This is a genomic window from Alistipes sp. HGB5 (genome assembly GCF_000183485.2).
Classification (GTDB): Bacteria; Bacteroidota; Bacteroidia; order Bacteroidales; family Rikenellaceae; genus Alistipes; species Alistipes finegoldii.
This window is the reverse complement of sequence record NZ_AENZ01000062.1, coordinates 14,466-35,675: the sequence shown is the minus strand read 5'-3', so window position 1 is coordinate 35,675 and position 21,210 is coordinate 14,466. Positions and strand designations below refer to the sequence as shown.

General features: G+C 54.7%; 14 protein-coding genes. 11 read left to right on the top strand and 3 right to left on the bottom strand.

The window, feature by feature from the left end:
• The first annotated feature begins 337 nt into the window (after window positions 1-337).
• The 9 genes from HMPREF9720_RS11000 to HMPREF9720_RS10960 are packed head-to-tail and all read left to right on the top strand — an operon-like array spanning window position 338 to window position 15,985.
• Window positions 338-1,612 carry a PKD domain-containing protein gene (locus HMPREF9720_RS11000; RefSeq protein ID WP_014774949.1) on the top strand — a complete coding sequence of 425 codons (1,275 nt, stop codon included), beginning with the start codon at window positions 338-340 and terminating at the stop codon, window positions 1,610-1,612.
• Between the two features lie 19 nt (window positions 1,613-1,631).
• On the top strand, window positions 1,632-4,763 hold the full coding sequence (locus tag HMPREF9720_RS10995; RefSeq protein WP_009598391.1) for a SusC/RagA family TonB-linked outer membrane protein: 3,132 nt from the start codon (window positions 1,632-1,634) through the stop codon (window positions 4,761-4,763).
• Window positions 4,764-4,776: 13 nt separating this feature from the next.
• Window positions 4,777-6,360, top strand: a complete 1,584-nt coding sequence (locus tag HMPREF9720_RS10990; protein ID WP_009598411.1) for a RagB/SusD family nutrient uptake outer membrane protein — start codon at window positions 4,777-4,779, stop codon at window positions 6,358-6,360.
• Between the two features lie 30 nt (window positions 6,361-6,390).
• Window positions 6,391-7,536, top strand: coding sequence for a hypothetical protein (locus HMPREF9720_RS10985; RefSeq protein ID WP_014774950.1), 1,146 nt, complete (start codon window positions 6,391-6,393; stop codon window positions 7,534-7,536).
• Window positions 7,512-9,401 (top strand): alpha-1,3-galactosidase-related protein, encoded by a 1,890-nt coding sequence (locus HMPREF9720_RS10980; RefSeq protein ID WP_139022493.1) that lies wholly within the window; start codon window positions 7,512-7,514, stop codon window positions 9,399-9,401. Before HMPREF9720_RS10985 ends, HMPREF9720_RS10980 begins: the two co-directional genes overlap by 25 nt.
• The gene (locus HMPREF9720_RS10975) at window positions 9,346-11,214 is read left to right on the top strand and encodes a hypothetical protein (protein ID WP_175282411.1); all 1,869 of its coding nucleotides are present in this window, start codon (window positions 9,346-9,348) and stop codon (window positions 11,212-11,214) included. The genes HMPREF9720_RS10980 and HMPREF9720_RS10975 overlap by 56 nt, the downstream gene beginning before the upstream one ends.
• Window positions 11,198-12,163 carry an alpha/beta hydrolase gene (locus HMPREF9720_RS10970; protein WP_009598405.1) on the top strand — a complete coding sequence of 322 codons (966 nt, stop codon included), beginning with the start codon at window positions 11,198-11,200 and terminating at the stop codon, window positions 12,161-12,163. Before HMPREF9720_RS10975 ends, HMPREF9720_RS10970 begins: the two co-directional genes overlap by 17 nt.
• 7 nt (window positions 12,164-12,170) lie before the next feature.
• On the top strand, window positions 12,171-14,219 hold the full coding sequence (locus HMPREF9720_RS10965; protein ID WP_009598403.1) for a hypothetical protein: 2,049 nt from the start codon (window positions 12,171-12,173) through the stop codon (window positions 14,217-14,219).
• Window positions 14,220-14,233: 14 nt separating this feature from the next.
• Window positions 14,234-15,985 (top strand): alpha-1,3-galactosidase-related protein, encoded by a 1,752-nt coding sequence (locus tag HMPREF9720_RS10960; protein WP_009598410.1) that lies wholly within the window; start codon window positions 14,234-14,236, stop codon window positions 15,983-15,985.
• 1,371 nt (window positions 15,986-17,356) lie between these two features.
• Here HMPREF9720_RS10960 and HMPREF9720_RS10950 read toward each other — a convergent pair.
• The 3 genes from HMPREF9720_RS10950 to HMPREF9720_RS15920 are packed head-to-tail and all read right to left on the bottom strand — an operon-like array spanning window position 17,357 to window position 19,388.
• Window positions 17,357-18,499, bottom strand: coding sequence for a DegT/DnrJ/EryC1/StrS family aminotransferase (locus HMPREF9720_RS10950; protein ID WP_009598408.1), 1,143 nt, complete (start codon window positions 18,497-18,499; stop codon window positions 17,357-17,359).
• 21 nt (window positions 18,500-18,520) lie between these two features.
• On the bottom strand, window positions 18,521-18,991 hold the full coding sequence (locus HMPREF9720_RS15925; protein ID WP_254654387.1) for a Gfo/Idh/MocA family oxidoreductase: 471 nt from the start codon (window positions 18,989-18,991) through the stop codon (window positions 18,521-18,523).
• Between the two features lie 16 nt (window positions 18,992-19,007).
• Window positions 19,008-19,388: a Gfo/Idh/MocA family protein gene (locus HMPREF9720_RS15920; RefSeq protein WP_229100559.1), complete on the bottom strand. Its 381-nt coding sequence runs from the start codon at window positions 19,386-19,388 to the stop codon at window positions 19,008-19,010.
• A 277-nt stretch (window positions 19,389-19,665) separates the two neighbouring features.
• On the opposite strand from HMPREF9720_RS15920, the gene gcvH reads away from it, so the two are divergent.
• Together gcvH and mdh are read left to right on the top strand one after the other, a co-directional pair.
• The gene (gcvH, locus tag HMPREF9720_RS10940; protein WP_009598413.1) at window positions 19,666-20,043 is read left to right on the top strand and encodes a glycine cleavage system protein GcvH; all 378 of its coding nucleotides are present in this window, start codon (window positions 19,666-19,668) and stop codon (window positions 20,041-20,043) included.
• A 112-nt stretch (window positions 20,044-20,155) separates the two neighbouring features.
• The gene (gene mdh, locus HMPREF9720_RS10935; RefSeq protein WP_009598388.1) at window positions 20,156-21,097 is read left to right on the top strand and encodes a malate dehydrogenase; all 942 of its coding nucleotides are present in this window, start codon (window positions 20,156-20,158) and stop codon (window positions 21,095-21,097) included.
• Window positions 21,098-21,210 lie beyond the last annotated feature (113 nt).

Genomic DNA, 21,210 nt, shown 5'->3' with positions numbered 1-21,210 from the left:
CGTCATCCGTGTATTTTGAGACATTTGCGTTGATTTTTTAGGTTTTTAATAGTTTCCTTTGCATCAGCTGCACCAAATGCGGCAATTTGAAAACCTAAACTAAATCAACGCAAATGAATCATTTTCTCTCTCCATGCTCTATCCGCCGGGGTCGGATCATCCGATCCGCCTCCTTTGGGCCCGGAAGTCTCACCGGGCAGAATCCGAATATTCCGAGGAATACATATCTTGAGAATATGATTCCATGATTCGGACAGGGATGCCGGAATTCTTCATGCAAGAAAGCACTCCGGATTCCCTGACCGAAAAAATACCTACATTCCAAAAACTGCGAACCATGAAACAGCTATTCTTTCATCTCGTGCCGGTTCTTGCCTTTGGGTTGGTACTGGCTGCTTGTGACAACGATTCGGACGAGTGGACACAACCTTACGAATTCGCTTGGAGCTACGGCGCGGAATCACAATTCAGCGTCGGGAAACCCGCTACATTTACGGACCTTTCGCTCGGGGTCGAAACCCGCGAGTGGAGTTTCGAAGACGCAACACCTGCGACCTCCACGGATCCCGAACCGAGCGTCGTATTCAATTCGAAAGGCATAAAGACGGTAACCCTTACAATCCATTTTCTCAACGGTCAGGTGCAGTCCGAATCGTTCGACATTGAGGTATTTTACCCGCTTTCGGCTCGGATCAAAGCCTTGGAACTTACACCGAAAGGCTGTATTCGGCTCGATACCCCCGTCTCGTTCGGCCTTACCGAAGTCGAGGGTAATCCGACATCCTACCAATGGACATTCGAAGGCGGTACGCCTTCCTCGTCGACTGATCCCGCCCCAGTGGTCACCTGGACTTCGGCCAACAAAAACGGAGCCCGAATCTCCTGCAGACTCACTCGGGCCGACGACGGAATGACAACTACCGTCGAACAGACTTTTATTGTCGGAAACTATCCAATGCTGCACCCCATTCCCGAGAAGGATTATGATCCCTGGCGGTTCGAACTTTCGTCCATTGGAAAATGGACGCTCTGGAACACGACCACTTCCGCGGATGATCTGACGACTAACACCTCCATCGTCAGCGGCGGGGCCGATGGCTCGAAGCAGGCCCTCAAGGTAACGCTCAAACCGGGAGTCATCTATCAGTTGTTCACGCGAGACAACTGGGTTTGCAACGCCCAACTCGTTGCCGGACAAAAATATGAAGTCTCCTTCTGGCAGAAAACGGATGCCGCGGAGGGTTCGCTTATCGTCTTGACGGGCATCTATAACAATCTGCCCTCCTGGTCTTGGAATGAATACCTCCAGGTACTTGCGAGTGACCACTGGAGCATCTACTTCCCCGATATTCCTTTCGAGGAACAGGTGGAAGAGATGTTCGGAATTTGGAGTAATATCGAATATCCGCTTACCGAAACGATCACACTCCCGGCATCTCCGGAGCTGATGCCTTCCGCAGAGTGGAAACAGGTCCGGTTCGAATTCACGGCCACTAGCGCCAAATACGAATCGTTGCTGAACACCTATCCCCAATTCGCTCTTCTGTCAGCCGGCTCCGCTGATGTAAACTGGTATTTGGACGACATACAAATCAATCTTATCGAAGAATAACCCGAATAAACTATTCGCTATGAAACGATTCGTTTTCTTACTGGCCGGCTTGCTGCTCATTGCTTCGAGTCTCCGGGCCCAGACCTCCGTCAGCGGTACGATTACCTCCCCGGACGGAAAGCCTGTCGCCGGCGCGTCGATAATCATCGAAGGCAGCACCGTCGGTGCCACGTCCGATGCCAAGGGTTTCTATCGGATCAAAGTCCGTTCATCCAAAGATATTCTCGTCTTCAACTTCCTCGGGTACCGGGAGGTTCGCGAATCCGTCGGGCAGCGATCCCTGATCGATGTCGTACTCTCACCCTCCGACCTTCAGATAGACGACGTCGTTGTAGTCGGTTACGGTGCCCTACGGAAAAAGGACATGACCGGAGCTGTTGCCTCGATCAAGGCCGATGCCTTCGAAAACCGGGTACTTTTCTCCGTTGACGACGCTTTAGCCGGCGGAGTGGCCGGTCTGATGGTCAACTCCTCATCCGGAAAACCCGGCTCGGAGTCGAGCATGCTTATCCGCGGTGCAAACTCCCTGACCGGCTCCACTGCCCCGCTGATTGTCCTTGACGGATTCCCGCTCTTCGATGTCAGCACCTCCACCGGGGGTGGCATAGACGGATATGACACCGGCATGTCCTCGCTCTCGATGATAAACCCCGACGATATCGCTTCGATCGAAGTGCTAAAAGACGCCTCGGCAACGGCAATATATGGTAACCGCGGAGCCAACGGAGTCATTCTCATTACCACCAAACGAGGCCGGGGCGACAGCGGAAAGATCCAATACAACACCTACTTCGGATTTCAACAGATGAATAAGCGGTATGACATGATGGATTTTCGCCAGTACGCCGCCTATCAGGTTGATCGAAACTCCTCGAACAACCACCTGTTCACGGACCCTATCACCATGCAACCCCGCACAATCGGAGACGTACAGTCGCGGGACTGGCAGGATGAAATCTTTCGTACCGGATTTATTCAAAACCATTCGCTATCTATTTCACACTCTACTGAAAAAACGAGTATGTTCGTCTCCGGTTCCTACATGCAGAACAAATCGGTCCTCATCGCCACGAATTGGCAGAAACTCACGGCTAAAGCTACGATCGACCACCGATTCACGGATTTTATACGCACGGGTGTCGATATCGGCTATAACCGAATCGTCGACGACGGAGTGCCGACCGGCGGCGAAGGCACGTCCCAGGTTGCAGGCGTCATCACTTCGGCCCTGACGGCTCTTCCTTTCGAATTCGACGAAACGACTCAGGCCTATTTCCGCCGTGCAGGCGTCTCGCAGTCCTCGCTCGACTCTTATATCGACAACTATCACGGGAATCCGGTCAACATCGCCAATGAGACCGAACTCACCAAACGCATCAACCGAATGATGCTCAATGCCTATGTCGAGGCCGACATCCTTAAGAATCTGACCTTGCGCATCACGGCAGGATATGACAGTTATTCGCTCAAAGACCGCCAGTTCTATCCCACCTCGACGCCCCGCGGCTACTTTTACAAGGGGCAGGGTATCATCGGCAGTTCTGAATCCGGAAGTTGGATCAACGAAAACACGCTCACCTGGAAGCCCGTATTCGGGAAACACCGTCTCAATGTCCTCGTCGGCATGACTGAACAAGGATACACGAACTTCTACGATCGCAGCGAAACCACTCAATACGAATACGAGGATCTCGGATCGAATAATGCCCAGATGGCTAAAGTTTTCAACGTCTACTCCAGCAAGGAGCAGGTCCGGTATGTCTCGCTCATCGGTCGAATTAACTACTCATACGACAACCGTTACATTGCCACTTTCACCCTCCGCCGCGATGCTACCTCGCGCTTCATCAACGACAAGTGGGGTACGTTTCTCTCCGGTGCATTAGCCTGGAACATCGACAGCGAAAGATTCATGCAGAATCAAAATACCGTCAGCGCCCTCAAACTGCGTCTGAGTCTGGGCGAGGTTGGCAACTCAAATGTCCCCACCTCGGGCTCCTACTCGCAGCTCTACGGAACGAACTACTCCTTCGGAACCATTGAGACCATCGGGCAGTCTTCTTTGTCTATTGCTAATGAAAACCTCTCCTGGGAGACCACTCGCGAAGTGAACGCAGGATTGGAGGTCGGGTTATGGAACGACCGGCTGAAATTCACGGCAGACTTCTATGACAAGGTTACCCGGGACCTGTTGCTTGAGGCTCCCGTTGTTAACATCGTCGGATTCGACAAGGCATGGCAGAATATCGGCAAAATGCGCAACCGCGGTATCGAGTTGAGCCTGAACGCCCAGTTGATCAACCACAAGAATTTCAAATGGAATTTCTTCGCCAACTTCGCCCGCAACAAGACCAAAATTCTTGAACTCGGCCAGGGCGGAGCCCCGATCCTGCTGGGTGTCACTTGTCTGAGCGGTCAGAATGCCGTCATCCTGCAAGAGGGCGGAGAGATCGGAGACATATACGGATACGTCACCAAAGGTGTCTATGGACTAAATGATTTCGAAATCGACGGAATAACGCCGAAGCCTGATGTCGCCGTCGAAACCGGAGCCGAAAAACCCGGGGCCATGCGCTTCGCCGACCTGTACAAGGACGAAAAGATTACATCCGACGACCGGACCGTAATCGGAAACTCGACACCCGATTTCTTCGGAGCCTTCGGCACGAACTTCACCTGGAAGAACCTCGACCTCAACCTCTCGTTCCAATATTCATACGGAGGCAACGTCTACAACGCAAACTACAATCAGCTCGCAGCGTTCACCGGAACCACGAACAACCAAATGGCATTCTTCGAGGAGCGTTGGTCGCCCCGGAACCTTGCAAGCACGCAATACTCCACGATGACGAACGGAGCGGTCTGCTCGGCATTCGTCGAAGATGCCTCGTTTCTGCGGCTCCGCTCTGCACGGATCAGCTACACCTGTCCGCGCAAATGGTTCGGCCCTAACAGCCACATCGGCTCGATCAAGTTCTATATCGCCGGAGAAAACCTCTTCGTCCTCACTCGATACTCGGGCTACGACCCCGAGGTGTACTCCAACCAAGGTTCCAGCAGCATGAGCAATATCCTCACGTCGGGCTTCGACTACGGCTGCTTCCCCCGCCCGCGCACCTTCACCGCAGGTATTAACATTCTGTTCCAGTAAAACGATCTCCATCATGAAAAAGTTCATCACCTCCGCATACTCGCGACTCGGCCGCTTTGTCGTTATCGCGGTTGCAGGCTGTATCTTCTCGGCGTGCAGCGACTTCCTCGATGTCCCCCTCGAAAGTACCGTGGCGACCTCCAACTTTTACAAGACTGCCGAAGAGTTCGACATGGGACTCACGGGCGTTTATAACATGCTGCTCTCGGCCGAATGGGCCAATGGCGACCGATACGGGTCCTATTTTCAGGGTTTCCTCATCCTTGGGCGCGTCGGAACCGATGAGATGATCATTCCGACCAACATCGACGGAAACGAGACAGAACTCTGCAACTACACCTACACCCCTTCGCATCGCTACATCTCCCGAACATGGTATGTCCAGTATCGCGGGATACAACGCGCCTGCGTTATCATAGACCGTCTGACTGACACCGATATCGGCAATGAAAGCGAGAAGAAACGGATTCTCGGCGAAGCCTATTTCCTGCGGGCCTTCTACTACTTCCATCTGGTAAGGCTTTTCGGTGAGGTGCCGATCATCAACCACGAAGTTACCGATCTCACAATGGTGCAGACTGAAAAGTCTTCCGTGGCCCAAGTCTACGAACAAATCGTCAGTGATCTGAAACTAGCCATCGGGAACCTTCCGGTGTCGAATGCGAACGGCCGGGCTCACTACTACGCAGCCAAAGCCCTGCTCGGCAAGGTCTATTTGCAAATGGCCGGCGAACCTTTGGAAGACTCCGAAGCTGCGGCTTTAGCCGAAGTCGAACTCAACGAGGTTATCCAGAGCGGTCGTTTTGAGCTCGTGAAGGATTATTTCAGTCTGTTCGATGCGTCGAACGAATACAGTTCCGAATACCTATTCGATGTCGAGTTTGCCAACAACGGTACAACCACCTACGGAGGCCAGGTCGGAACTATCGATGGTGTTCAGACCCCCAATAACCTCTACTGGTCTGCGGTATGGAGTACCCAGGAGTTCTATGAAACGTACGATCCCGCCGACCTGCGCCGCGACAACATCGCTCGCTTCAAATATGTTTACGACGACAATCAGAATCTCGTCAAGGAGGATCTCAGTTCCGAACCGATCTACTACGCCTACAAGTTCCGCCATGCCCTGACTGAGGAGGGACGGGGGCCGGGATGGGCAAACTGGGCAAATCCGATCAACTTTCCGATCATCCGTTATGCCGACGTGTTGCTGATGTATGCCGAAGCCGTTTGGCGGGCTCACGAAGTTCCTTCGCCCGAAGCGCTCGAATATGTCAACCAGGTGCGACGCCGTGGTTTCGGAGTCGATATCAAGACTCCGAATGAAGCGGTTGATCTGAAGATGATGGACGGCGACAAGTTCGCCGAGGCCCTGCTCGCCGAGCGTAGTTTCGAACTCTGCTTCGAGGGACAGCGCTGGTACGATCTGGTCCGCTTCGGAAAACTTGAGGAAGGCGTGAAGAAACTGGCCAAGTATTCGAGCGTGGCGACCTCCCAGGCGCAGAACTTCCAACCCAAACACGTAATCTTCCCCATTCCGCAGGATGTTATCGACGCCTCGAATGGGAAGATCGAACAGAATCCGCTTTGGAAATAAAACCCGATCCTCCATTCAAATTACGAAACCATGAAAACACATGCATTATACGTCGCTGGTGCCGCTCTGATGATCGCACTGTCGTCCTGTGACCGCGATCTTGACCTCGCGCATGCCTACAACAACGGTTCCAGTTCGAAACCCTACGAATTCGATGCGGATTTCAATCCGGATGATTACACCGATTTTGGAACGTTCGTCGTCGGTGACCGCAACATCTGTTGGCAGGATCCCCACATTCCCCGGTATATGCTCTGGCTTGACGGAAAGATCTCCGTCGGGAAATACGATGATTCGGGACTGTTTACGACCTACTGGTCTGCGGACAATTCCCTGCGACAGGTATCCGCCAGTCCCTGGCTCGATGAGAACGTCAATGCCTTGACCTCCGATATGGAGGTCTTTGGCAAGTGCATCGAACCCGTATCCGGATTTTACGACGGCGGCGCATGGTTCATCGGCGTGCATAAACTCATGGACGGTCGGTTGGCCGGATTCTTCCATGCCGAGAGCCATTGGCCCGGAGTCTCCGCCGCCTATAAGTCCATTGGCGTCACCTATTCCTCGGACAACGGACTGACCTGGGAAACGGGCAGACGGATCCTTTCCGGAACCGACCCCAAACCCGAAAATCCCGCCGGGCAGGGTGAGTCCTACGGCTTGGGAGACGGGTGCGTAGTTTGGAACGACGCGCGCAAAGTCTGGATATGCTACTACTCGGGCTATTGCGATGACCCCGGAAACTACATGATCACGATGGCCTGTTCGGAGGATCCGGCCGGAGCTGCCGGAACCTGGAAAAAATGGGATGGCAAAGCATTCACCGTCGAAGGCTGCAACGGGCAGACACAACTCGGCGGCGCAAACATCAAGATCGCCAATCTCGATACCTATGCCGGCGGAAATCCGTCGGTCATGTGGAACCACTACATAGGCAAATGGGTGATGGTCTATCATTCGTGGAGCCGACGCATTTGTCTTTCGACGAGTGCCGACGGTATTGCGTGGGAGGCCCCTATATCCCTCAATCTGGGTGAGGAGGAGGCCATGTATCCCAACCTGATCAGTGAAGAGGGAGATCAAACCGGGGGACAGGCTGTCCGCATGTATTATGCTGCAGACATGAATGATCTCGGACAACGCAGTCTCGCATGGAGAAAGGTCGTATTTTATTGATGTTTGGAATGTCGATCCGAAAATTCATCATTCTTTCCGCGCTGATCGTTTCCGGATGCGAAATGCATCCGGAAACGATTGCCATCGACTTCGATTCCGGAACGGAGGACTATACGCCTCTTGTACGCAAGATCCTTGCGGAGCATCCAGCCGGTGAGGTCACAATCCGATTCGGAGCGGGGACGTTCGACTTCTATCCCGAACAGGCGGCCGGCAGCTATCTCTGCGTTTCGAACAACGACAACGGCTATAAACGCTGCGCTTTTCTGCTCGAGGAGATGCGACGTGTACGGATCGAAGGGGCTGGAGAAAAAACCCAGTTGAGATTTCACGGCGCAATCGTTCCGTTCCGCGTCGCTCGATGCGAACAGATCGTTTTCGAGGCTTTCACGATCGATTGCGACGCATCGTTCATCTTCGAAGGCCTCGTCGTTGGTAACGATCCTCGTACGCACAGCATCACGCTCCGTCCGCTCGATCCGGAACGTTTCGAGATCCGGAGCGGGGAACCCTGGTTTACGGGCTACGACTGGGCGAGTCCGTTCGGTGAAAATATTTTGTTCGATCCCGGAACCCGTTCGCCCTACTATCAGGCCGAACAGTACGAACACGATCAAAAAAAAACGCTGCAGGCCGAATGGATCGGCGATTCGCTTGTCCGTCTGAGCGGCTACTCGTCTCGGGAGCTGCCTCCTGTGGGAAGCGTCTATACGGATAAAGGCCCCCATTCGACTAACCGCCGCTATCCGGGATTCTCGTTTTACAAGTCGGCCGGTGTTGAAGTCCGGAACGTCACGCTTCACGATTCGGGCGGCATGGCGCTGATCGCCGAGAACTGTCGCGACGTCGTCTGCTCGCAATACCGGGTTGAAGTCCCGCCTCAAAGCGGCCGGATGGTCTCTGCATCGGCCGATGCCACTCATTTCGTCGGATGTTCGGGAAAAATAGTGCTCCGGGCCTGCCGGTTCGAAAGCATGCTCGACGATGCCACGAACATTCACGGTGTTTACATGACGGTTGTGGATCGGTTTTCCGGGAACCGGTTTGGGGCCAGTTTTGGGCACTTTCAGCAGGAGGGTTTCGATTTTGCCGAACAAGGTGATTCGCTCGTCTTCATCGATCGTGCCGATCTGGGGGTACTCGGCTGCGGACGAGTCGAGGAGGTGAACCACGTGAATGAAAACTATTACATCATTCGAACCGGATTCGACCTGAGTGCAATTCCGGACTCGGTGCACATTGCCGTCGGGAACCGCGCGGCCGATGCCGATGTCGAAATATCGGAATGCACGGTTCGTTATAATCGCGCCCGGAGTTTTCTGCTTTCGACTCCGGGCGACGTATGCGTCGAAAACAGTGATCTTTCTTCAATGATGGCCGGAATACGCATTTGCGGTGACGCCAACTACTGGTTCGAATCGGGACGTACGCGCAACGTCGTGATCCGTAACAACCGATTCGGCACGATGGCTACCGGCGGCCGGTCTCCCCAGGCCGTTCTGCAGATCGACCCCGTTATTTCGCATGATGCCCGGAGCGGGGGGACTCCGTATCACGGATGTATCCGTTTCGAAGGAAACCTCGTGGAGTCGTTCGACAACCAGTTGATTTATGCTCTCTCGGTCGATTCGCTCGTCATCAGCAGGAACCGGTTCGTCGATTCCCGCCGGTTTGAGCCCCGGTTCGCCGGTCTCTCGGTCATCGATGCCCAGCACTGCCGCAGCGTCACAGTCCGGAACAATGACTTCTCCGGGTGGAAGGAAAATTCGACAATCAGTCTGGTCGACTGTTCCGAGCATTGTTTGGAGGGTGAAGAGATGCCTCGAATGGTTGAGAATCCTAATCCGTACTTCTATGAAAATTAGTCGATACATCCTCCCGATTCTCGCGACCGCATGGATCGGAAGCGTTTCATCCCGGCCGTTCGGAGATACGCTTCGGATGCGAGATTTCGGTGCGTTGCCCGATTCGGGAGAGGATGCTTCCGAAGCCTTGCGAAAAGCCGTCGCTACCATCGGAAAGCGGGAAATCCCCACCGTATTGTGTTTCGAGTCGGGGCGGTACGATTTCCATGCCCCTGAGGGGCAGGACGACCGGGTGAACATCGTGGCAAGACTCCGCGGCATTCGGGATTTAATAATCGACGGCGGTGGCGCTGAATTCATCGCACACGGGCGTTTGATGCTTTTCTTGGCTGAGGAGTGCGAAAGACTGACGATTCGCAATTTCTCGCTCGACTGGGAACGCCCCTATATCACACAGGCTTCGATCGTTGCTCTTGGGGACGGCCATGTTGACCTGGCTATCGATCGGAAACGTTATCCCTACCACATCGAAAAGGGGCGGATCCGCTTTACGGATGAGACTTGGGAGCGTGAAATCGATCCCGAAAGTTATTCTACGGCTTACGATCCGCAAAGCGGTGCGGTGCTTTACGGTACCCGGGACTGTCCTCTCTCGGACCGCAATGCAGTCTTCCGCGGCGAAGCCCGTGAAATCGCTCCGGACACGGTCCGCTTCTTCGGGACGGTCGACCGTCCCCTGCCGATCGGTACGGAACTCGCTCTTTACCATGGGCGGTATTTGTCCAACGCTATGACGGTGGTGAACTGCAGGAATGTCTGCTTCGAAAAAATCGACCTGCGCCATTCTCCCGGAATGGGCGTTTACGGACTCCGCAGCGAGAACATCCTGCTCAAGGCGGTTTGTACGGTCGTCAATCGTTCCGAAAAGCGTCGGTTCAGCTGTGCTGCCGATGCGTTCCACTTTACCAACTGCCGCGGATTGATCGAACTTGACGGCTGCAACTGCAACGGACAGGGTGACGATGCCTTGAACATACACGGCATCTATGCCCGGATAGTCGCTGTTTCGAAAGACCGGAAACAGATTGAGTTGTTCGGAGTCCGGTTCCCGGCAGAACGGGTGTTCAAAGCCGATGATGAGATCTGGCCGATTGTACGAACGACCGGATCTCGGGGGGCCCGGAACCGCATTGAACGCATTGTCAGGAAAAGCAGCAAGCGGCTTGTTGTCGCCTTGCGTGAGCCGCTCGATAAAACATTCAGGGAAGACGATTTTATCGAAAACGCCTCGTGGTATGCCAACGTATCGATTCACGATTGCTACTTCGGGCGAGCCAACCGCGCCCGCGGCATCTTGCTCACCACTCCCGGAAAGGTTGTCGTACATAACAACCGCTTCATGACGGCCGGAACGGCAATTCTCATCGAAGGAGATACCGACTACTGGTTCGAATCGGGCGCCGTGTGCGACATGGATATCCATGACAACCTTTTCGAGAACTGCGGCACTTCGGCTTCGAACAACGGCGGATCCGGCTGGGGCGAAGCCCTCATCAGCATCACTCCCTCTTTCCGTCCGGCAGACGAAAGCAGCCCGGTCTATCATCGCAATATCCGGATCCGCAACAACCGCATTCTCACTTATGACCGTCCGCTGCTCCACGCCCGATCGGTTGAGGGACTGCAGTTCGTGGCAAACTGTGTCGAACAAACATACGATTTCCCCGCCACAGCCGCACAACGCCAATCATTCTGCCTTGAGGGGTGTCGAAATGTGCGCATCGCCGAGAACCGGTTTATCGGCTACGGCAAACCCGATTTCGAACTGATCCATATGAACCCAAATAATATCTGTCATGAAAAAGCGAAATAAGAAAATCATTGCTGCACTGAGCGCAATCTTCGGGCTGCTTGTCATCGGGGCATTGTGCTGGAGTTTCGTACTCTGTTACAGGACACTCCATCCGCCCCGCCTGACCGATCTCAGCTGGCTCACCCGGCAATATCCTCATACCACAGAATGGCTCGACAGCATCCGCAGCAACGGATTGCTGCATGATATCGTACGGTTGAATGCCGACGGAGAGCGACTCCATGCCCGGTGGCTATGGGCTCCGGAGCCTACCGAAAAGACCGCCGTGCTCTTTCATGGCTATCAGGGTTCGGCGGAAACCATGCTCATGATCGGCTATCTCTTCAACCATGATTTCGGATTCAATGTTCTGATTCCCGATCTGCGCGGTCATGGGCAAAGCGAACCTTCGGCCATCAGCATGGGGTGGACTGAACGAACGGAAGTGGTGGACTGGATCCGAACGGCAGATTCGCTTTTCGGCGGCAATACGCAGATCGTCCTGTACGGCGTTTCGATGGGTGCCGCCACTACGATGATCGCCGCTGCCGAAGAGTCGCTGCCCGCATGTGTCCGCTGTGCCGTGGAGGATTGTGGCTACACTTCAACCCGGGATATCTTTGCCGATTCTTGGGAGAAGCAGTGCCGACTGCCGCTCTTTCCGCTCTTCCATCTATCGGACCTTTGGTGCCGGATCCTCTACGGATGGAGTTTCGCAAAGGCTTCTCCGCTCGATGCCGTGCACCGATGCAGGTTGCCTATGTTGTTCATTCACGGCGACAAGGACTCGGTCGTCCCTGTGGAAATGGTTCACCGGCTGTACGAAGCGAAAATCGGAGACAAGGAACTCTGGATACTTTCCGGCGTCGATCATGGTGCCGCCTATCTCCACGATCCGCAGATATATGCGCAGCGCGTCCGCACATTCGTGGAGCACTGGTTCGAATGCCCCGCCATCCTTGAACAATGAAATGACAATGAAAAAACTGCTGTTCCTTCTTTTTTGCACCGGGCTCGGACTTCCTGTTGCAGGACAACGCTGGCAGATTGATCCGGACGGAGGCATCGTCTGGAGACCCGGAAACGATACGCCCCACAGGGATCATCTCGAAATGACCGGCGAGCAGATCTCGACGGTTCTCCGCTGGGTTGTGGATGACCGAGGAGCCTTTCGCGTCGAACGTTCGCTGATCTTCCCGCTGTTACGTGTCCGTCCCAATGATACGCATGCCAGTCTGATGTGCCGCGTGGCCACGGATATTCCCTCGCTGTTGGCCGTGAATACCTCCGCCTCGGGTTTCAATGCTTCGGCCCTGCAGTTCGAACGGGTCGAAAAGATCGTCATAGACGGTACGGTCCGGGTCTTTAGTCAATGGAGTTTTAATGCCGTGGGGGCCGGATACGAGGAGGTGGAGCATCCGGCTCCGGTCTTGGCCATGGAGCGCACGATCTTTCCTTCGCCGACACAACCCGCCCTCTGTGAACGGTATCTTATCCGCAATATCGGTTCGCAAACGCTGGAGATTTCCATCCCAGAGTTTTCGCAAATCGTGACGACCCCTTCGGAACGAGGCATTACGGGCGGCTACGTCATTCGGGCCGAATTGCTCGATGCCGGAATCCGCATACTGCAGCCCGGAGATTCGACCGTGGTGGATGCCCTCTTCCGGGCTTGTCGAGTCGGAGAGACACTTCCGCCCGCAGATGTCGGAGCCGAACTCCGCTCTCGTAGGGAGTTCGTGTCTGCAATCTCGGACAAACTGGTCCTGGAGACCCCGGATCCGGTAGTCGACACGGAATTCCGCTTTGCCAAGATCCGGGCTGCCGAAAGCATTATCAAGACCCGCGGCGGCTACATGCATGCTCCGGGCGGCGAATGTTACTACGCGGCTATTTGGGCCAACGATCAGGCCGAATACGTCAACCCTTTTTTTCCAATGCTCGGATACGACATCGGGAATCGATCGGCACTCAACGCATTCCGCCACTTCGCCCGTTTCATGAATGCTGAATACCGGCCTATTCCTAGTTCGATCATCGCCGAGGGCGACGACATCTGGAACGGGGCCGGCGATCGAGGCGATGCCGCGATGATCGCATACGGCGCTGCGCGCTACGCCTTGGCCCGCGGGGAACGGAACGAAGCCGAAGAGCTGTGGCCTTTGGTGGAATGGTGTCTCGAATACTGCCGGCGCAAACTCACTCCCGAAGGGGTCGTCGCTTCCGATACCGATGAATTGGAGGGCCGATTCCCTGCCGGCAAGGCCAATCTCTGTACATCGACACTCTATTATGATGCCTTGCGGTCGGCCGTCTATCTCGGACAGGAGCTCGGATGTCCGCGTGAAACGCTGCGAGTTTACAAACGGCAGACTTCGGAGCTCGCTGAGGCGATTGAATGCCATTTCGGCGCCACGGTTGCCGGATACGAAACTTACCGCTATTTCGATGGCTGTACGAAACTCCGCTCGTGGATATGCATGCCGTTGATCGCCGGGTTGCAAAACCGCAGCGAAGGGACTGTTCGGGCGCTGCTCGGAAAAGAGCTGATGACCGAAAACGGCCTCCTCACCGAACAGGGCAGTTCGACCTTCTGGGACCGTTCGACCCTTTATGCTCTGCGGGGAATCTACATCGCCGGGCAGGCCGACCGTGCAACGGAATTCCTCAGTCATTATGCCCGGCGCAGACTCCTGGGCGATCATGTTCCCTATCCGATCGAAGCATGGCCCGAGGGCTCTCAACGCCACTTGGCCGCCGAAAGCGGGCTTTTCTGCCGCGTTATCACCGAGGGATTGTTCGGGATTCGCCCCACCGGGTTCAGGAGCTTCGATCTTACCCCTTCAATGCCTTCCGGATGGAATCGCATGGCGTTGCGGCACATTCGGGCCTTTGAAAACAACTTCGACCTTGTCATCGAGAAACAGCCGGACGGGTTTCTGCGAGTCACGCTTGCGATTTCGGGATGCAATCCCCGAGCTTTCCGGCTTCGACAGGGAGCGTCCCTGCGTATCAAACTTCCATAATTTCCAATATCCTGATGAAAAAACTGCTTCACACCCTGTTGCTGTTTGCTGTCGGGCTCTTTGCAGCCTGTCAGGCCCCGACATCCGGTGGCGATGTCTACTTGAATGATTTCCTTGACGACCTGACTGCACAAACCGACGCAGGACCGGCCATTCGGGCCGCCTTGTCCCATTGTGCCCGGATCCGGGCCGCACGGCTTATTCTTCCGGGTGGAGAACTCCGGATACGACCCGATCTGGCGGTCGAAAAGTACCAGTTCATCAGCAACAACGACGAAGGTTTGAAACGGATTGCCTTTGATTTGGTCGGCCTGCAAGATTTCACCATTGAAGGTGCTGACACGAAACTCCTTTTCACAGGTTTCGTTTCACCGTTCAACCTCGAACGTTGCCGCAACATCACGATCCGCAATCTTTCGATCGACTTTACCCGCACGTTTCACTCCGAAGGTACCGTACGGGCGGCCGGAAACGGATGGCTCGATTTGGAGTTCCCGGACAAATACCGATGCGATCTGACGGACGGATGCTTGCGTTTCCTCGATGACGAAGGTCGTGTCTACCCCTATTCCAGTTTGTTGGAGTTCGATACCCAACGATGCGAACCGGCTTTCCACGTCGACGACTACTGGCTCCCGGCCCATACCATTCCTGCTGAACGGCGTCCTAACGGATGGATTCGGATTTTCCGCAGTGATTTGAAGGCCGCGATCGGGAATACGATGGTCTTCGGGGCCGCCCGACGGCTCAATCCCGGGATCACCGTTTCCGATTCGCAGGGTATTGCAATCCTCGACGTGAAGCTCCATCACTGCGGAGGGATGGGGGTCATCGCACAACGCAGCCGCGACATCGGAATTGAACGGATGGAAGTTGTTCCGGCTCCCGGCAAAAAACGCATGATCAGCATCACGGCCGACGCCACGCATTTCTCCAATTGCGGGGGACAGATCCGTCTAATCGACTGTACGTTCGAAAATCAGAAGGATGATGCCTCCAATATTCATGGACTATATATGCCCGTCGATACGATTTTCGATCGGGAGCGGATTTGGGTTCGCTGGGGACACAGCGGGCAATACGGCACAGATTTCCTCGTCCCGGGGATGGCGGTGGAAATTGTCGACAACCACACGCTTGAAGCCTATGCCCGGCGGATTGTTGCTAAGGTCGAACGGTTCAACAAGGAGTATTCTGCGGTAACCTTCACTGAACCCTTACCCGAGAACATTCGTCCCGGCCATCTGATTGCAGCCGACGAACCCGGTCCCGATGTTCACATCAGCGGTTGCCGGATGTCGGGAAACCGCGCCCGCGGTTTGCTGATTGGTTCCCGCGGACGGGTTATCATCGAAAACAACTATTTCCATATCGCCGGAGCCTCGATCCTCTTTGAGGGCGACGGTAACTTCTGGTTCGAACAATCCGGTGTCCGTGACGTAACAATTCGCAACAACATCTTCGCAAACGGCAATTATGGAAGCCGGGGATGGGGAAGTGCCTGCATTGCTGTCGGCAGCGGAATTTCCCAGCGGCAGACAAGTCGTTATCACCGCAATATTCAGGTCGATGGAAATCTGTTCCGAGTATTCGATCCCCGCATTGTTAATCTGTATTGCGTAGACGGATTCCAATTCTCTGCGAGCAATCGCATCGTGCGAACGTCAGACTATCCTGCGACATTCGATCCGAAGCTCCATTTCGTATTCGACCAATGCGATCACATCGAGATTCCACGACAGATTGAAATGGCTGAACAGCGTTGAAAGAGTCCTTCTAAAAAATCGATATCAGATGGGAGTTGCAACAATAAAAGTTTGCAACTCCTATTTTCCCATACTTTGGAATAAAAGTCCGCAAGACACAGCTAAAGAAGTTGGATACATTATTCTCATGTAGGATTTCATTCCGTCGTGAATAATATAACATAGGCCGTAGCAAAAACAGAGGAGGATACTCATCATATTTCCATGGAGCACTATAAAATCTGAGCGTAGCAGGTTGAAGATAAACTGGTGGTTACATCTTCATTCAACTTTTTTAGGGGGGCTGGCATTTATGTCGAATGCGCACTCTCTAAATTGCCTCATTATCTGGATTTTATTCCATATTGTCACATATCCCAATAACTCCGGCTTAGCACCTGACTGAAATGAAACAATAGAAAAATATTGGGTCATCAACCGGAGTGAATATTATAGACAGCAAGTTTTTCAGGCTGTAGAAAATGATAAGGCGCAATTTGCCTCCGATAATGATACAGCCATGATTCAATATATTGAGTAAATCGGCTAATTGATGTCCAAGTTAATTTCCTGCTTGTGTTACCAATAATACGACGCAGATCTTCCAATTTTATAGCCTCGAAAATATCTTCCGATGTAAAAGTATTTCCATTCCAGACTTTTTATTTCAAACGTTATATCAACTATATTTAGCCGCTGCTCCGATCTGAAAAAATACACTTCATACGTTGGCAAAAGTAAGACGACGTCTGATGAATATCCGAGATGAATCAGTAAAGTGATTCCAGGAATGAAATCGCTACTATGGACTGTCATTGCATTGAGGGAATTCGAGATGAAAATGGTCTGGTTGAAAGTAAACCATCCTGTAGTCATGGACTGCGGAAGAAAATCACAATTCCGAAATCTCCGATTTATTGGGCAAAGCAATTTACACCTACAGATCTTATGGGAGATAGCAGTTCCGATGCAGGAACTCGGTGCCGGACGATGTCTTGACGGTTCGCAGACTTCTTTGGATCTGTTTGTAGAAGGGTTCACATGGATGATCAACATCTAGATAAATGATTCCGATAAGTATAAGCATGTCGTACTGAACCGCAAACACGCTATTGTTTTTAGCAAATTTGCTCGATCGGAAAATTTTTCGTAGCTTGCAGTAGGTTATTTGAAATGCGGCATTTAGACGCAATAAGCTGAAAATAAATCGTTACCTTCGCGTTACCTATTTTCCTATATAAAAGTTGTAACGACCCGATAAATCGAATCGTTACAGTTTTTTAATCCCGTTCCAAGCGGGCCCCGGCCATTATATGCGAGAAATGCCAGATCCTGCAACCCGGCCCTATGACCGCCCCGTCGTCTACGAACGAAGAGGGGTGGATGAACGTTTCACTCATGGTATCTGCTTTCGTTATCGGCAAAATAGCGGCATACGGCATCCGCCACACGCTCCACCTCGGCGTCGGTCAGTTCGCTGTCCATCGGAAGCGACAGCACCGCCGCCGGCAGCGCTGCGGCATGGCGCATCGCGGGATCGCAGATGCAGGCGTCGCGGTATGCGGGCTGTTCGTACAGGGTTCCGGGATAATAGACCATGGAGGGTATGCCCTCCTTGGCGAGTGCGGCCCGAAGTCCGTCGCGGCAGGCCGGAGGCACCTTGACGGTGTACTGGTGGTAGACGTGGGTGGCGTAGGGCGTCTCGACCGGGGTCACGACCGGCGTCAGACCGCCCAAACGCTCCGTGTAGCGCGCTGCCACGCTCCGGCGGGCGGCGATCCATGTGTCGAGGTGCGGCAGCTTGACCCGCAGTACGGCGGCCTGCAGCGTGTCGAGCCGCGAATTCATTCCGACCAGCCGGCTGTCGTATTTGGGGAACCAACCGTGACTGCCCAGCGCCCGGATGCGGGCCGCCAGCCCGTCGTCGTCGGTGAACGCCGCGCCGCCGTCGCCGTAACAGCCCAGCACCTTGGAGGGAAAGAACGACGTGCACCCGATCTCCCCGATCGTACCCGCATAGCGGCTCGCGCCGTCGGACATGCGGCATACGGCTCCCAGCGACTGGGCGTTGTCCTCGATCACCCTCAGGCCGTGCTCCTTCGCAACGGCCGTGAGCGCAGCCATATCGCACGGCTGCCCGAACAGATGGACGGGGATGACGACACGGGTACGCTCCGACACCAGCCGGGCGACGCTCGCCGGGTCGATGTTGAAAGTGCGGGGATCGACGTCGGCGAAGACCGGAACGCCGCCCAGCAGCAGCACCGTTTCGGCCACGGCCGCGAATGCAAAGGCCGGGACGATGACTTCGTCGCCCCGCTGCAGCCCCACGGCCAGCAGTGACAGCAGAAGCGCGTCCGTACCGTTGCCGCAGGCGATGCAGTGCCGCACTTCGAACCGCCGGGCCAGCTCCTCTTCGAACAGCCCGACCGCAGGACCCTTGATGAAGGCGGTCTCGGCAATGACATCGCCGATGGCGCGGTCCACCTCATCGCGGATGCCGAGATACTGCCTATGTAGATCCACCATTTTCATCGCTCCCGTTCTTTTTTCGCATCACCCCTGCAAATTCCGCAGCAGCGGATGATAGTCGCCCGTCAGGCCGACCGCCGCACTCTTTCGCAGCATATCGAGCGTATGGACGGCACACGCCGTATCTTCGACCGCAAAACCCCGGCCGGCAAGTATCCGCTCGTAGCTCAACGTGTGGAGGTCCGTAAACCCGTTCGTAAAGTCGAACTCCTCGCCGTTGATAACGAGATGTCTGTACGGAGACATGGGATTATCGTTCGGCGAAGGGCGATAGGCGGCGTTGACGCTCAGAAAATACCTGACGCGGGCACCCTTCAACTGCAAAAAGCCGGCCGAACACTCCGGCGACGAATGGTGCAGCACCACCTTCTCGGCCGGCCCGAATATCCAGTGCAGCATGTCGATAAAATGGATGCCGATATTGGCCGTCACGCCGCCGCTCTTGCACGGGTCGCCTTTCCACGAAGCGGCATACCAGCTTCCTCTGGGAGTAATGTAGGTAAGGTCTACATCACAAATTGTCGGGGGGGGCGCAGTCGACCATCCGTTTCAGCCGCTCTATTTCCGGATGAAGGCGCAGCTGCAATATGGGGAATACGCGCCTGCCCGCGGCCCGGCTGCAGGTCTCCATCCTCGACAACTCGTCCGGAGTCAGTGCCAGCGGCTTTTCACAAATCACATCGAGCCCCGCCTCCAAGCCTGTTACGGTATGGGTGCAATGGAGGTAATTCGGGGTGCAGACCGTCAGAAATTCCGCACGGTCGGCGACCATGCGCTTTCTGAAATCGTCCGGATCGGTGGTGAAATAGGCGCGGGGGAAATACCCGTCGATCATCCCCACGCTGTCGAATACATCGTGCGCCGCCACCAGATCGCACCCAAGCGACCGCATGGCGTTCAAATGTCTCGGAGCTATGTACCCGGCAACGCCTATGATCGCGAATCTCCGGGATTCGGACGTCTCTACCCCTGTCATACCTGTAACGCAAGCTTGATTTTGCCGCAAAAATAATACATACAAATATTTTGCGCAAGCCATTCCGCAAATCGGCAACGATCCGCGGCGCAAAATCGCATTAAAAAATACAGAATCCCCTTGCTGTTACGGAAATAACAGTTATATTTGCATCAGAAAAAGCACATTCAAAATTTAAAACGATAACCAAATTATGAACGTACCTGCAAATCTGAAATACTCGAACGACCACGAGTGGTGCCGTATCGAGGGCGACACGGCCGTTATCGGCATTACCGACTTCGCGCAGAGCCAGCTCGGCGACATCGTTTTCGTAGACGTGCCGACCGTCGGCGAGACGCTCGCCGCAGGCGAGGTGTTCGGCTCGATCGAAGCCGTGAAGACCGTCAGCGACGCTTTCCTGCCCGTCGGCGGTGAAATCGTCGAATTCAACGACGCGGTAGACGCCGACCCCGCAATCGTCAACAAGGACGCCTACGGCGAAGGCTGGATCGTCAAGGTCAAAATGTCCGATCCCGCGGAATACGACGCGTTGCTGAGCGCCGCGGATTACGAAAAGCTGATCGGCTGATCCCCGACCCGTTCAAGCCCCTCTTCCGAGAGGGGTTTGCTCCATGACAGGGCCGGCCGCGAACGACGCCCCGCCGGAAAGAAACGCACAACAAACTTAAATATCAACAGTTATGTCAAAAGTTACAGTAGTAGGTGCAGGTGCCGTAGGCGCCACCTGCGCGAATGTAATGGCTTGCCGCGAGGTCGCAAGCGAAGTAGTCCTGATCGACATCAAGGAGGGTCTTTCGGAGGGCAAGATGCTGGACATGTACCAGTGCTCGACGCTGATGGACTTCGACACCAAACTCGTAGGCGTCACCAACGATTACAAGCAGACCGCCAATTCGGACGTCGTCGTCATCACTTCGGGCATTCCCCGCAAGCCGGGCATGACCCGCGAAGAGCTGATCGGCACCAACGCCAACATCATGAAGGGCGTAATCGAAAACGTGGTCAAGTACTCGCCGCGCGCCATCATCATCGTCGTCGCCAACCCGATGGACACGCTGACCTATCTGGCGCTCAAGGCTTCGGGACTTCCGAAGAACCGCATCATCGGCATGGGCGGCGCGCTCGACTCGTCGCGCTTCAAGTGCTATCTGGCCAAAGCCACCGGCGCCAACATCAACAACGTTGACGGCATGGTCATCGGCGGCCACGGCGACACGACGATGATTCCGCTCGTCTCGAAGGCTACCGTAAACGGCGTTCCCGTATCGCAGTTCGCATCGAAGAAGAAGCTCGAAGAGGCCGTAGCCAACACGATGGTGGGCGGCGCCACGCTGACCAGGCTCATCGGCACGTCGGCATGGTACGCTCCGGGAGCCGCTTCGGCAATGATGGTGGAGGCGATCCTCAACGACCAGAAAAAGATGATTCCCTGCTCATGCCTGCTCGAAGGCGAATACGGCCAGTCGGACATCTGCATCGGCGTTCCCGCGATCATCGGCCGCAAGGGCATCGAGAAGATCGTGAAGATCGACCTTTCGAAGGAAGAGGCCGAGAAGTTCGCAGCTTCGGCCGACGCGGTCCGCAAGACCAACAACGTGCTCCACGAGATCAAGGCGATCTAGTTCCGCGCCAAGATATACGGCAAGGCCGCCCCGGAATCCGGGGCGGCTTTTTGTTTCCCGGATGAAATTCTCCGCACCCGGCCGGACATTCCGGCGACTTTGCGCAGGCGTCA